The sequence below is a fragment of the Modicisalibacter sp. MOD 31.J genome (genome assembly GCF_020147985.1).
Lineage (GTDB): Bacteria > Pseudomonadota > Gammaproteobacteria > Pseudomonadales > Halomonadaceae > Modicisalibacter > Modicisalibacter coralii.
Genome location: NZ_JAGXFF010000002.1, coordinates 457,517 through 470,635 on the forward strand (window position 1 = coordinate 457,517; position 13,119 = coordinate 470,635).

Annotated in this window: 13 protein-coding genes; 8 read left to right on the forward strand and 5 right to left on the reverse strand. The window is 60.8% G+C overall.

What is annotated here, in order from left to right; translation table 11 throughout:
* Nucleotides 1–51 precede the first annotated feature (51 nt).
* From KGR00_RS07810 to KGR00_RS07840, 7 genes are all read left to right on the forward strand, one after another.
* Nucleotides 52–1,302 (forward strand): FAD/NAD(P)-binding oxidoreductase, encoded by a 1,251-nt coding sequence (locus tag KGR00_RS07810; RefSeq protein ID WP_224424352.1) that lies wholly within the window; start codon nt 52–54, stop codon nt 1,300–1,302.
* 61 nt (nt 1,303–1,363) lie between these two features.
* Entirely contained in the window at nt 1,364–3,157 is a 1,794-nt protein-coding gene (gene sulP / locus KGR00_RS07815) for a sulfate permease (protein WP_224424353.1), read from the forward strand.
* Between the two features lie 41 nt (nt 3,158–3,198).
* On the forward strand, nt 3,199–3,639 hold the full coding sequence (locus KGR00_RS07820; RefSeq protein WP_224424354.1) for a TIGR01244 family sulfur transferase: 441 nt from the start codon (nt 3,199–3,201) through the stop codon (nt 3,637–3,639).
* A gap of 71 nt (nt 3,640–3,710) precedes the next feature.
* The gene (locus KGR00_RS07825) at nt 3,711–4,169 is read left to right on the forward strand and encodes a YeeE/YedE family protein (RefSeq protein WP_224424412.1); all 459 of its coding nucleotides are present in this window, start codon (nt 3,711–3,713) and stop codon (nt 4,167–4,169) included.
* Nucleotides 4,166–4,597, forward strand: coding sequence for a DUF6691 family protein (locus KGR00_RS07830; protein ID WP_224424355.1), 432 nt, complete (start codon nt 4,166–4,168; stop codon nt 4,595–4,597). The genes KGR00_RS07825 and KGR00_RS07830 overlap by 4 nt, the downstream gene beginning before the upstream one ends.
* 58 nt (nt 4,598–4,655) lie before the next feature.
* Complete coding sequence (locus KGR00_RS07835) at nt 4,656–5,333, forward strand: response regulator (protein ID WP_224424356.1); 678 nt, start codon at nt 4,656–4,658, stop codon at nt 5,331–5,333.
* Nucleotides 5,330–6,670, forward strand: a complete 1,341-nt coding sequence (locus KGR00_RS07840; RefSeq protein ID WP_224424357.1) for an ATP-binding protein — start codon at nt 5,330–5,332, stop codon at nt 6,668–6,670. Before KGR00_RS07835 ends, KGR00_RS07840 begins: the two co-directional genes overlap by 4 nt.
* A 68-nt stretch (nt 6,671–6,738) precedes the next feature.
* Here KGR00_RS07840 and KGR00_RS07845 read toward each other — a convergent pair whose 3' ends face one another.
* From KGR00_RS07845 to dsbD, 4 genes are all read right to left on the reverse strand, one after another.
* The gene (locus KGR00_RS07845) at nt 6,739–7,365 is read right to left on the reverse strand and encodes a class I SAM-dependent methyltransferase (protein WP_224424358.1); all 627 of its coding nucleotides are present in this window, start codon (nt 7,363–7,365) and stop codon (nt 6,739–6,741) included.
* Between the two features lie 50 nt (nt 7,366–7,415).
* Complete coding sequence (gene dsbG, locus KGR00_RS07850) at nt 7,416–8,201, reverse strand: thiol:disulfide interchange protein DsbG (protein ID WP_224424359.1); 786 nt, start codon at nt 8,199–8,201, stop codon at nt 7,416–7,418.
* A 66-nt stretch (nt 8,202–8,267) separates the two neighbouring features.
* Complete coding sequence (locus KGR00_RS07855; protein WP_224424360.1) at nt 8,268–9,092, reverse strand: prolipoprotein diacylglyceryl transferase family protein; 825 nt, start codon at nt 9,090–9,092, stop codon at nt 8,268–8,270.
* A 2-nt stretch (nt 9,093–9,094) separates the two neighbouring features.
* A complete protein-coding gene (gene dsbD, locus KGR00_RS07860) occupies nt 9,095–10,969 on the reverse strand; it encodes a protein-disulfide reductase DsbD (RefSeq protein WP_239032089.1) in 1,875 nt (624 codons plus the stop codon).
* 457 nt (nt 10,970–11,426) lie between these two features.
* Here dsbD and KGR00_RS07865 point away from each other — a divergent pair, with 457 nt between their 5' ends.
* On the forward strand, nt 11,427–11,741 hold the full coding sequence (locus KGR00_RS07865) for a DUF1153 domain-containing protein (protein WP_224424362.1): 315 nt from the start codon (nt 11,427–11,429) through the stop codon (nt 11,739–11,741).
* A gap of 108 nt (nt 11,742–11,849) precedes the next feature.
* On the opposite strand, the gene KGR00_RS07870 is transcribed toward KGR00_RS07865, so the two are convergent.
* On the reverse strand, nt 11,850–13,118 hold the full coding sequence (locus tag KGR00_RS07870; protein WP_224424363.1) for an ISL3 family transposase: 1,269 nt from the start codon (nt 13,116–13,118) through the stop codon (nt 11,850–11,852).
* Nucleotide 13,119 lies beyond the last annotated feature (1 nt).

Here is a 13,119-nt window from a genome sequence, read left to right on the forward strand (position 1 = left end):
TCGTTGCCAGTCTGTATCGCACCGCGCCGAATCGACCAAGGGGAGCCAGCCATGAACGAACCGAAGACCGCGAACGACAAGCACCATGATATCGTCATCATCGGCGGTGGGGCGGGGGGCATCGCGGTCGCCGCGAGTCTTCACAAACGCCGTGCCGATCTCGATATCGCCATCGTCGAGCCCGCCCAGGATCACTTCTACCAGCCCGGCTGGACGCTGGTGGGCGGTGGCGTGTTCACTCCGGAGCAGACCCGGCGTTCGATGCGCTCGGTGATGCCGAGCTTCGTGACCTGGTACCAGACCGCCGCAGAACGGCTGCTACCGGAGTCCCGCCAGGTTGTGCTGGATAACGGTTCGACGCTTGGCTATCGGGCGCTGGTGGTCGCGCCGGGTCTCGAGGTCGACTGGCAGGCGATCGACGGCCTCGAGGAGACGCTGGGCAAGAATGGCGTGACCTCGAACTACCGTTTCGATCTGGCGCCCTACACCTGGTCGCTGGTTCAGGCAATGCGAGGCGGCAAGGCGCTCTTTACCCAGCCGCCGATGCCGATCAAGTGCGCCGGGGCGCCACAGAAGGCGATGTATCTCTCCTGTCACGAGTGGGAGAAGCAGGGCGTCTTGAACGGCATCGACGTCCTTTTCCACAATGCCGGCGGTGTGATGTTCGGTGTCTCGGACTTCGTGCCGGCGCTGGATGAGTACGTGCAGCGCTACGGCATCCACAAGCAGTTCCAACAGAACCTCGTCGCCGTGGACGGACCGGCCCAGAAAGCGCGTTTTCGCGTCCCGAGCGAGGGCGGTAGCGAAGAGATCGAGACCGATTTCGACATGCTTCACGTCGTGCCGCCGCAGCGCGCTCCACGGCTGGTGAGAGAATCGCCGCTGGCCAACGAGGGTGGCTGGCTCGACCTCGATGCTGAAACCCTCCAGCACAACCGCTTCAGCGATGTCTTCGGTCTCGGCGATGCCAGTGGTACCGGCAACGCCAAAACGGCCGCCGCCGTTCGCAAGCAGGCACCCGTGGTGGCGGATAATCTGCTGGCCGCGGTCGATGGCAAGCCGATGCCCTCCGGATATGCGGGATATGGCGCCTGCCCGCTGACGGTCGAACAGGGGCGCGTGGTGCTGGCGGAGTTCGGTTACGGCGGCCAGTTGCAGCCGACCTTCCCGTCCTGGATCAACCAGGCGACAAGGCCGACCCGGCTCGGCTGGAATATCAAGGCGCAGCAGCTCCCCTTCATCTACTGGAATCTGATGCTCAAGGGGCACGAATGGCTGGCCAAGCCGCAGGCGCGCACTTGATCGAGGCCGTCGGCATGAATCCCCGGCGACGACACGGCTTGGATAGCGAGGCCGGCAGATCATGATTCAGCCGCACAAAACCGGATTGGCACGCTGGCTTCCGATCCTGGACTGGGGGCGGCGTTATAACGGCGAGTTGCTGGGAGAGGATCTGCTGGCGGCCATCATCGTGGCGCTGATGCTGATCCCGCAGGCGCTGGCCTACGCCATGCTGGCGGGACTTCCGCCGGTGGTGGGGCTGTACGCGAGCCTGGTGCCGCTGGTCGTCTACACCCTGCTGGGGAGTAGCGCGACGCTCTCCGTCGGTCCGATGGCGGTGGTGTCGCTGATGACGGCATCGGCCCTGTCGCAGGTTGCCGAATCGGGATCGCAGGACTATGTCGCCGCGGCTTTAGTGCTGGCGCTACTCTCCGGTGCCATTCTCCTGATCATGGGGCTCTGCCGGCTGGGATTTCTGGTCAACTTCCTGAGTCACCCGGTAATGACCGGTTTCGTCAGCGCCTCGGGTGTGCTGATCGCGGCGAGTCAGCTCAAACAACTGCTCGGTGTCGACCTCTCCGGTTCGACGCTGCCGGCGCTGTTGTCCCAGTTACCATCGGCGTTGGGCGGTATCAGCCTGCCGACCGTGATCATCGGGCTGGGGTCGCTCCTGTTGTTGTGGTTGATACGGCGATGGGGCAAGCCCGCGCTGGAACGTTGCCACATACCGGCCCGTGCGGCGGGCGTGCTGGTCAAGCTGGCGCCCATCGCCACCATTGTATTGGCGGCATTGGTTGCCGGTGCGGCGGGATGGTTGGGCCGCAAGGTTGCTGTTATCGGCGAGATCCCCGCCGGGCTGCCACCGCTGACCCTGCCCGATTGGGAGCCGGAGCTGTGGCGTTCGCTGATCGGTTCGGCGGTGCTGATCAGCATCGTCGGCTACGTGGAGTCGGTCTCGGTGGCGCAGGCGTTGGCGGTGCGCCGCGGTGAGCGCGTCGATCCTGACCAGGAACTGATCGGGCTCGGCGGAGCCAATCTGGCGGCGGCGTTCACCGGCGGCATGCCGATCACCGGCGGCTTCTCCCGCTCCGTGGTCAATTTCGATGCCGGGGCGCGCACCCCGGCCTCCAGCGCGTTAACCGCCGTTGGCATTGCACTGGCCATGCTGTTTCTGTCGCCCTGGCTGCGGGAACTGCCGATGGCGACGCTGGCGGCGACCATCGTCATCGCTACCGTCTCGCTGATCGATCTGGCGGCGTTCAGGCGCGTCTGGCGCTATGCCCGCGGAGAGGGCATCGCCATGTCGGCGACCGCGTTGGCGACGCTGATGCTGGGCGTTGACGTGGGCATTCTGGTCGGCGTCGCCATGTCGCTGGCACTGCATCTCTATGGCACCAGCCGGCCTCACAGTGCGGAAGTCGGCCGCATTCCCGGCACCGAGCATTTTCGCAACGTCCGCCGTCACGCCGTGGAGACCGATGCCGGGGTCGCCATTCTGCGCGTCGACGAGAGTCTTTATTTCGCCAACGTTCGCCACCTGGAAGACCTGGTCACGGCGGTGGTCACTCGCGATCCGCCGCCGCGGGATCTGGTACTGGCCTGTCAGGCGATCAACGTCATCGACGCCACGGCGCTGGAGAGTCTCGAGGCGCTCAATCGACGTCTTCGGGACCGGCAGATCAGGCTGCATCTCGCCGAAGTGAAAGGACCGGTGATGGATCGATTGAGTCGTACCGAACTGCTCGAAACGCTCAATGGCCGGGTCTTTCTGAGCACCTTCGATGCCTGGTGCGAACTGCATGGCCGCGGGGCGGCGCCATTGAGCCATCCGTGTATCGAATCGCCGGCATCCGGTTATTCGGTGACCGCCGGCTGAAGACATGAGCGTTACCACCAACCGAGCAAGACGAGGAAATCATGGATATCAAATCACTTGATAGTCGATTGAGCGTCACTGCGCAGCCCCGGCTCGATGAGCTCGAGCAACTCGCTGCCCAGGGATTTTGCACGATCCTCTCCAACCGTCCACGGGGCGAAAGTGAGGATCAGCCGGATCCTGATGCTCTGAAAGACAAGGCAGAATCCTTGGGTATGGTCTGGCATCAGGTCCCGGTCAAGCCGGGTGAATATTCTCAGGCTGATATCGAGGAGTTCGAGTACATCCTGAGTAACTCTCATGGACCCATTCTTGGTTTCTGTCGTTCGGGTAAGCGCGTGGCGCATCTTTGGGCTCTGTCACAGGCAGCGCATCGCCCCGTCTCTGAACTCATCGAGGCTGCTCAATCCGCCGGTTATGATCTTGAGCCCCTGCGTGAGCGTCTCGAGCAGCAGGCAAGCCAGGCGGTCCGAAGGAGCTGATCAGTATGTGACGTCGGCGCGGCCGAGCATTCGGCAACAGCCGGTTGACGACACTGGCAATGGGACACGAGATGGAAACGATGAGTGCGTTGCAGGGGTTGCTGGGTGGGGTCCTGATCGGACTTTCTGCCACCCTGTTGATGGGGTTATTAGGACGAATTGCCGGGATCAGCGGGATTCTCTCCGGGCTGCTTTTCAAACGCGGTGGGGATAGGCCCTGGCGCTTAGCGTTTCTGCTGGGCATCGTCTCGGGGCCGGGGTTGTTGATTCTGTCCGGCCTGGACTGGGGCAATGTGGCAGGCGACAGCGGCGCGGTGGTCGGTGTTCCGGCAAGTGGGCTGGCGACGATGTTGATCGCCGGCCTGTTGGTCGGCCTGGGTACCGGCCTGGGTAGCGGCTGCACTAGCGGGCACGGGGTTTGCGGGCTGGCACGACTTTCTCCGCGATCCATGGTCGCGACGCTCGTCTTCGTGCTGGTCGCCATGCTGACCGTATTCGTTTCGCGTCACTGGCTGGGAGATGCAGCATGAAAGTGCTGGCAGGTTATTTGGCGGGGTTGCTGTTCGGTCTGGGCCTAGCTATCAGCGGCATGACCGATCCGGCACGGGTCATCGGCTTTCTCGACGTGGCCGGCGCCTGGGATCCGACCCTGATCTTCGTTCTGGGCGGTGCAGTGGTCACAACCTTCCTGGGGTACCGGGTGGTCTGGCGATCCCGCTCACCGCTTCTCGAGCCCCGCTTTCAGCTACCCACACGCCACGACCTTGACGCCCGGCTGCTGGGTGGCGCCGCGCTTTTCGGCATCGGCTGGGGGCTCTCCGGCTATTGTCCGGGTCCGGCGGTTGCCTCGCTGCCGGGGCTGAGCTGGCCGCTGGCGCTGTTTCTGATCGCCATGGTGGCTGGGTGGAGGCTGGCGCGTCGGCTCTCTCCCGCTCATGAGTCAGCGAGCTCATCCTGACATCATCGCCGTTCGCCAAACTGTGACGGGAATGGACCGGGTAGAAAACGGAAGAGACATGCGCGTACTACTCGTCGAGGACGATGCACCCGTGGCGGCGGGTATCGAAGCGGGACTGGCGCTGAGCGACTTCGTGGTCGATACCGTGACCACACTGGACGGTGCGCGAGGCGCGCTGAGCATGATCGACTACAGTGCCGTGGTGCTCGATCGCCGTCTGCCCGATGGCGATGGCCTGACGCTTTTGCAACAGTGGCGTCGTGCGGGCATTGCCACACCGGTGCTGATGCTGACGGCAAAAGATGCCGTGGCCAGCCGCGTCGAAGGCCTTCAGGGTGGAGCAGACGATTATCTGATCAAGCCTTTCGATTTGGATGAGTTGACCGCGAGAATTCAGGCGCTTTTGCGCCGTGCGGCTGGGCAGGTCGATCATTCCCTGCGCCATGGCAGTCTTGCACTGGATCCGGTCGCGCGTAGTGTCACTATCGATGGAGAGCCGGTAGCTCTGGTGCGTCGCGAGCTGATGCTGTTGGAAGCGCTGATGAGAGCGCGAGGGCGCATCCTGAGTGCCGACCAACTGAAAGATCGTCTCTATGGTATCGATGATGAAGTCGAGAGCAATGCGCTCAATGTGCATATCTATCAGCTGCGCCGCAAGCTGGGACGTCACGTGATTGAGACAGTCCGGGGCGTCGGTTATCGTCTCGGCGGGTCCCAAGGGGACACACCGTCGTGAGCTTGCGGTTGCGTCTCGTCGCCACGCTCGGGATCACGTTGCTGCTATTATGGGGGCTCACGGCGGCGTGGTCGATGCGCGATCTTTCGAGTCAGGTTGATCGCTCGCTGGATCAGCGTTTGGCGCAATCGGCACGTATGGTAGCGGGATTGTTAGATCGAGTCCCGGCGTCCGTCTGGAACGGCGAGGAAGGCGGTGCGTCGACCATTCCCGCACTCGAAGGAGTCGCCTGTCGTGTGTCGTCACTACGCGGCCAAGTAGTAGCAGGCACGCACCCGGAAATGAACGATGTTCTCGCGGTCGATGCTGAAGGTTATAGCTATCGCGATCACAACGGCCAGCGCTGGCGTGTCTATACTCTGGTCGACGACGACAAACGCATCACCGTAGCGGATCGCCTGCGGGAACGGGAGTCGCTGCTGGCCCAGGTGCGCCGTGCGGCGTTCTATCCGTTCCTGCTCGCTTCGATCGGCAGCCTGATCGCACTGTGGTGGGGCGTGACGCGTGGACTTTCGCCACTGTCGCGGCTACAACGGCGCTTGATGTCACGCGATCACGACGATCTCTCGGCACTGCCGATCCGCGGTTTGCCGGGGGAAATTCGCCCGCTGATCGACGGTTTCAATACCCTACTTGCACGCACCCGGCGCATGCTGGAGCTGGAGCAGCGCTTTACCGACGATGCCGCACATGAGCTGCGCACGCCGCTGACCGCGATTCGTACCCATCTGCAGATCGCAAGACGCGTAGAAGGCGACTCACACCGGGAGGCGATGCAACAGGCCGAAGCGGGGGTGGAGCGACTGACAAAGACGCTCGACCAACTACTGTTGCTGGCACGCATGGAGAGCGAGGAAATCACGCGGGGGAGTGCTGACCCTACGCTGCTGGGCGAGGCACTGGAGGCCGCAATGGTGGAAACCGGGAGTCATGATCGCTGCCATTGGAACGAGTCGGTAAACCATATTCAAATCGGCTTATCCGGAGCGCTGCTAGTGATTGCTCTGCGCAATCTGCTCGAGAACGCAATACGTCATGGTTCGTACGACACCTCAGTCGAGATCGAGGCGCAACAAATGAATGGCATGGCCATGATCGATATCGCCAACCAAGGAGAGATCATTCCATCAGATCAGCTTGTTCACTTGACGGAGCGTTTTCATCGTGGCGCCCATCCTCAGGGCAGCGGTCTGGGACTCTCTATCGTGAAGACATTGGTCGAGAGCGCGGGAGGTTCGATCACTCTGGTTTCCAATGAGCACACGCCCTTCCTCGTACGACTATGTCTACCCACGCGCACCTCGTCCAATGATCTCTACCGGCATTCCATCAGATAGTCTGTGTGCTGGCGTGGATAGCGTTCGCCGCCGAGGTCGACAGTTTGATATCGGGGAAGTCAGGGTGGCTATACCCTCAAGGCGAGAAACTGTACCACGTCGCCAGGTCCTGTGTGATAGATCCCTTCCGTGACGTCTCGGGTCAACTCCCGGCCAACAATGATATTGAAGTCCGCGAAATGGGCGCGCAGTTCGTCCAGCGTGAACATGAATTTCGGATCCGAGGGGCCTCCGGTGTTCCTTGTCGATTGCGACGGTAGATACCCTTCCAGGATGAAGTATCCGCCTCGTTTCAAGCCTTTCTTCACGATTTCGTAGCTTTTCAGCCGAACTGATTCGGGCGTGTGAGCCCAAATCATGGTAACGAGATCGAAGGCATTCGGCTCGGGCTCATAGTCGTTCAGATCGGCTTGCTGCGTCACGATGTCGACCTGTCTGTCGGCTGCCAGGCGGTTCGCCTTTTCCATTCCGACGTAAGACTGATCCATAGCCACCACCTCATAGCCGAGACTCGCCAGGAACACGGCATTCCTGCCTTCTCCTTCGGCAAGGCAGAGTGCCTTGCCTTGGTGTGGTAGCGAAATTTTTTCGATAGCCTGGATCAAGAATAGGTTTGGCCGATCGCCATAGGCATAATCGGCTACGCCGTATCTCTCGTCCCACTTGATTGAACTTCGATCATCCGTTGAGTTCACGACGGGCTCCTCTGTCCAGAATCCTGCTTGGCAAAAAAGTTTACGGTGGCTTAGCTATCGGCTGGCCCACCCATAATGGCTTGTAGCTTGTCCGGGGAGGGAGCGCCCATGACCTTGTGTACCTCGCCGCCATCGCCCTGATAGAAGATCACGGGGGTCGCGTAAAGTTGGCCGTCGCGCATCAGCTGTGTATTGTCGCTGACCCACTGCTCGCTCTGGTCGGTTCCCTCGCTGTCCGGCATGGCGCCGGTGCGATAGTGCTCGGCGATCGCAGCGCTAGGGTCGTCGGCGGCCAGGATCGCGGCAGCTTTCTCGGGGCTGTCCGCTTTCAAAATGCCCACCATCAGGTGGCGAACCTGCACTTGACCGCTTTCGATCCAGGGCTGGGCATCCTGCCAGAACTTGCGACAGTAGGGGCAGTTGGGATCGCTGAAGGTGTAGATGACACGCGGTGCATCGGCATCGCCATCACGAACCCAGTGATGGTCGGCCATCTCTTGCCATAACTTGGCATTCTTGGGTCCGTCAACGAGCTGCTCCAGCGGTTCGGCGGAGAGGTCCCGGCCCTGGGAGTCGATCAATGTACCAACGACGGCGTGCTCGCCATCCGGCGTCAGATAGGCGGCCACATTCTGTCCTTGAATACTGGCGGCGTAGCCCTTGAGCCCACCGGGCGCATCGAACTCGCCGTGAATGGTGAGGCCCTGCTGCTCGAGTATCTGGATCGGCGCGGGCCAGTCGTCGGCGGAGGCGGGCAAGCTCGCCGCCAGGGCCATACTGGCGACCAAGGGCAACGCGAGACTCAGTGATATCATTCGGGGGGCGCGGTTGTGCATCGTTATCGTCTCCATCTTTGAAGGTTGAGTGAAGCGCTCGGGATTGAAAGTCGAAGAATTGAAAAGTCAGGGTTCGAAACGCTCGAGACTGCGATCGAGCGTGGCACGGGAAAGCTCACCGAAGTGGGTATCGACGAGCTGGCCGTCGGCGTTGTAGTAGAGCGTGGTCGGCATCGCCATGGCGCCCACCTCCCGGCCGAAAGCCATGTTCGGGTCGCGATAGAGATGATCGAGCGCGAGGGACTCCCGTTGCAGAAACGTCTCTACGGTGTCGACGCTCTCGCCCTGATTGACGAACACGAACGACACGTCGTCCCGCTCCTGTTGAGCCTGTTCCAGCATCGGCATCTCGCGACGGCAGGGCGGACACCAGCTCGCCCAGAGGTTGACCACCATGGGTCGATCGGCCTCCTGCAGCACGGCGGGAAGGGTCACCTGCGACCCATCGAGATCCGCCAACGGTATCGAGGGCAGGCTCGCGCCGCGGGGCGCCATTAGCGCCAGCGCGCCGGCCGTCATCGACCACGCCAATGCACCCGATAGAACCGCCGCGCCCAATGGGCGACGCACGGTCGGATGCCGCCAGAAACGCCAGGCCAGATAGACGAAGGCGATAACGAGCCCCGCCAGCGGCTCGAAACCGCGATCCCGGATGTCGAGCCAGGACCAGAAAGTGTCGTAGCTCTCCCAGTAGCGAGCCACGAAAACGATTCGTGCGCCGACCACGCCTATGAGCAACGCATTGAACAGAAGATCACCGACGCTGACCTGCCGACGGCGGCCCATCCAGGCGCCCACGATCAGTGCGACGACCATGGCCAGGGCCAGCAGAAGCTGCCCCAGGCTTACGCCCAGAGGCCCTAAGGCGATACTGCGATCAAGTGGGTTCATGATCAGCCCTCCACGGATTCGTTGGCGTTCTGTCTGGCCTGCGCATAGCGGTCGAGAAAGGCCTCGGCATCGAGTTCACCGATGATGCGGGCGCCACGCTGCTCCTGGCCGTCCGGACCGAACCACATCAAGGTCGGCGGCCCGACGATACCAAAGTGTTGCATGATGGCCTGGTCCTCGGCGTCGTAATCCGTGACGTCGATACTCAACCGCTGCACGTCCTGGAGCTCATCCTTGACGGTCGGGTCGCTGAACACTTCCTGTTCGATGACCTCGCAGGAAACACACCAGTCGGCGGTGAATTCGACCAGTGTCATCTGGTCACTGTTGGCGGTTGCCTGGACACGGCGTTCGAGCGTGGCCAGATCGTCTACGTCATCGAACGCGATAGGCCCGGATTCGCTGGCGTCTTCGGAGGCCGTTGCCATATCGCTCGGAGCATAGACCGACAGCGGCCGCCAGGGGTCGTCAGCGCCACCGGCGGCACCGATCATGATTAGCGCGCTCCAGAGTCCGATGATGGCAGCGCTGGCGGTTGCGACCTGGGGCAGGACGCCACCCGTGCCGTTGTCTCGCGCCATGGCCGCCAGAGAGATCGCGGCGCCCAGGCCCAGCGCGCCCCACAAGCCAAGAACGACGGCATCCGAGAGAATTCGGGCGACGAACCAGATCGCCATGCCCAGCAGCACGAAGCCGAACAGCGCCTTGACGCGAGTCATCCAGGTGCCGGGCTTGGGCAGCAACTGGCTGCCGAGCGTGCCGATCAGCACCAGTGGGGTGCCCATGCCGAGACCCAGCGCGAGGAGCGCCGCGCCGCCAAGCCATGGATTGCCGGTCTCGGCGATGAAGAGCAGGGCGCCGGCCAGGGGCGCGGTCATGCAGGGGCCTACCAACAGGGCGGATAGAATTCCCATGATGGCCACGCCCTTGAAGCGTCCGCCGCGCTGTTGTGACAGCCCGGCATCCAGGCGTTGACGTAACGCTCGCGGCAGTTCGAGCTCGAAGGCACCGAACATGGCGAGGGCCAACACCACGAACAGCACCGAGAAGATGCCAATGAACCAGACATTCTGAAACAGCATCTGCAAATTGGCGCCGGCCATGGCCGCGGCGACGCCCAGTATCGCGTAGGTAGCGGCCATGGGTAGGACGTAGGCGAGCGAGAGCACGAAGCCGGCGGCGCGCGGGTTCTCCCCGCTACGACGTTGGCCGACGATCAGGCTGGAGAGAATGGGAATCATCGGCAGCACGCAAGGCGTGAAGGTCAACAGCAGACCCATGCCGAAGAAGGCTGCCAGCGTCCAGACCCAGTTGCCACCGGCGAGCTGCGCCGCCAACTGCTGATCTTCCGCCATCGCTGCGTCTGCCTGGGTATCGGGGTTCGATGCGTCAGGTGATGACGTTGCAGATGACTCGCTCGGCGTATCGGTCGAGGTATTCGCATCCGACGCGTTCGCGTCTTCGGTGCCGCTCTGCGAGGCGCCGGCGACAGATTCTAAATCGAAGGTTCGCTGCTGAGGGGGATAGCAGAGGCCGGCATCGGCGCAACCCTGCCAATGAAGGGTGAGGGTATCGGCTTCCCCTGGCCGCGCGGTCATGCTCAACGCATGACGGTAAATCTCGGAACGACCGAAGTACTCGTCTTCGATCTTCTCCCCGTCGGGTATATCGAGTGAAAGCTCGCGCTCGCCCGTCTCCGCAGAGAAGCTGTGGCGATAGAGGTAGTAACCGGGCTCGATCTGCCAGTCGATCGCTATCTCGTCGCCTTTTTGCACCAGCGTCGGTTTGAAGGCCTGATCCGGTGGCAGAAAATCGCTCTGTTGTTCAAACGGATCCTGCGCCATGGCCAGCGTGGCAACGCCGAGCAATGCCAGCATTACGACCCATCGTCCCAGCCTCGATTGCATCAACCTCTCCTTCGCTCCTGCCCGCATCGTCTGAGCTCCTGATTCGAAGCTGGTAGGTTGGCTCATGGAGATGAGCTGAAAATGAAGAACGACATTCGGCTATCAGAAGAGGGCTGGCTGCCCGCAACCGCTTGCTTCCATGGAAAACGCTGGCTGGGAGAGCCGCCCGGGTCCAAACTGGCGTTATATGAGTTGAGCATCTACTGTTGATGAGGATAAAGATCGGGTTGTATAGGCGTGATGCTGTTACAAAGAGGTCATCCAATCGCATTCTTAAATTGCGCTATGGGTGAGTTTAATATTAATTATGCCAAGGGATTGGTTATGGAATATAAGCATGTACTCCGGGCCCCGACATTTTATTGCCGTGCTGAAGTGACCCCCTCCAGAGCTGCACAGGCTATAGTGCAGTCATCAGGAGGAGAAGATGAGCGACGACACCCCCATCAAGCGATGGACCGCGAAGCGCAAAGCGTCCGTAGTCATGGACATCTTCAAGGGCAAGACCACGGTCGCTGAGGTCGCCCGACAGCATGACCTCACCGTCTCCGAGGTCGAAAGCTGGATCGATGAAGCCCAGCGCAATATGGAGAACGGGTTCAAGGCCCGCCCCAAGGATATCCGCGAGCAATACGAGTCCGACTTGCGGGAAACCAAGGAGGCGCTGGGCGAGGCCCACTTGCAGATCTACGCACTAAAAAAGGGCTATTTGCATTCTAGGGTTGGAATCCAACCGTTCTGACCCTGGATTATTGGTCAGGTCAAATGCAGCCTCTGGTTGGATTTCTCTGTTTTCACTGCCTCACCAGAATCTAACATTGGTTGGATTCTCTGACGCAACTCTCTCGCGCTAATCCAGCTCACCACTCTCTGCCTGTTTCAACAACGTCGGAATGTGCGGCCCATATTCCACCTTGCCGTGACCTGCTCGAATACCACTGCCGACCTTGCGGGCTTCTTTGGAGTACAACGTCTTTGCCCGAATGATGGGGTAGCTGTAACCCCGACCTAACCGGTTTGACATCTTGATCAGTCCGTTGAGCCCTTCGGTGTAGCCATTGGTGATAGGGAATGGTGCATCCCAGTAGGCAAAGATGTCGTCGTAATGGTTGTGAACCGTTTTGGCCAGCTTCTTGAATGCCACTAGCCCTTGGTCTGGCAAGCTGTTCTCCCAGGCCTCAAAGGCGTTCTGAGCGTTCTGCTTGTCGGGTTCATCGTAGATGCAGAAGAAGGCTTCCTTGAAATCATAGGCTACGGCAAGCTCTGGGATCGCCTGCTTCACGACCTCCAGCGCCTTTTGTTCTGCGGGCGTCAGGTTACCGGGCCGCTTCAGGGTGAGCCAGCGAATGGACTTTTTGACGTAAATCCGGTCTTCTTTGCTTAGCTGAGCCTGATAGTTCTTGCGCTCAACTTCCAGCGCTTCGGAGGCCATTTTAACGACATGGAATTTGTCGATAACCAGCTTGGCGTTGGGCAGGTATTGAGCAAAAGAACGTTTGAAGGGCCGCCACATATCCGTACAGACCCATTCCACCTTGTCAGCGTCCGGTAAATCCTTGAAGAAGGGCTTCAGGTGCTCTTGAGTACGATGCTCCAACATATCAAAGACGTTGTTGGTTGCCAGGTTGGTAATTACACAGCGATACCCGCCTGCCAGGTTCACTTCGTCGATGCCCATGATGACCGGGGTTTCATAGCGAACGGTTTGGGAGAGTTCCTCAATGAGGTCATGAGCGATGTTCTTGACGGTGTTCACCGCCACGCCGGTTTGCTCGGCTAAAGCATGGAAGGTGGTTCCAAGGCACTGTTGCCGAATGACATCGACCAGCCGTTTGGTGGCTCGGCGTTTGTCATCCAGAAAACTCAACTCCGGCATGGACATTTTGCCGCACAACTCACATCGAAAGCGCGGGCGCTGAACTTCAAGACGGACGGGCTCCATGTACAACGGCGTGTCCATGAACTTGTTTTTGCGCGTGCCGTGTTTGTGCATAGGAGTGTTGCAGTCCCCACATAACGGCACCTCGACCGTTTCCGGCTTGGCAACTATCACAAGGCCTTTGCTCTCATGGCGCATATCCACCGGTTTTATGCCAGGCAGATTCAGCAGGTCAAGCATC

Coding starts and splice junctions, on each gene's coding strand:
- sulP (WP_224424353.1), top strand. CDS start 1,364: ATGATTCAGCCGCACAAAACCGGATTGGCACGCTGGCTTCCGATCCTG.
- dsbG (WP_224424359.1), bottom strand. CDS start 8,201: ATGCACAACCGCGCCCCCCGAATGATATCACTGAGTCTCGCGTTGCCC.
- KGR00_RS07810 (WP_224424352.1), top strand. CDS start 52: ATGAACGAACCGAAGACCGCGAACGACAAGCACCATGATATCGTCATC.
- KGR00_RS07835 (WP_224424356.1), top strand. CDS start 4,656: ATGCGCGTACTACTCGTCGAGGACGATGCACCCGTGGCGGCGGGTATC.
- KGR00_RS07830 (WP_224424355.1), top strand. CDS start 4,166: ATGAAAGTGCTGGCAGGTTATTTGGCGGGGTTGCTGTTCGGTCTGGGC.
- dsbD (WP_239032089.1), bottom strand. CDS start 10,969: ATGCTGGCATTGCTCGGCGTTGCCACGCTGGCCATGGCGCAGGATCCG.
- KGR00_RS07855 (WP_224424360.1), bottom strand. CDS start 9,092: ATGAACCCACTTGATCGCAGTATCGCCTTAGGGCCTCTGGGCGTAAGC.
- KGR00_RS07865 (WP_224424362.1), top strand. CDS start 11,427: ATGAGCGACGACACCCCCATCAAGCGATGGACCGCGAAGCGCAAAGCG.
- KGR00_RS07820 (WP_224424354.1), top strand. CDS start 3,199: ATGGATATCAAATCACTTGATAGTCGATTGAGCGTCACTGCGCAGCCC.
- KGR00_RS07825 (WP_224424412.1), top strand. CDS start 3,711: ATGGAAACGATGAGTGCGTTGCAGGGGTTGCTGGGTGGGGTCCTGATC.
- KGR00_RS07870 (WP_224424363.1), bottom strand. CDS start 13,118: ATGCTTGACCTGCTGAATCTGCCTGGCATAAAACCGGTGGATATGCGC.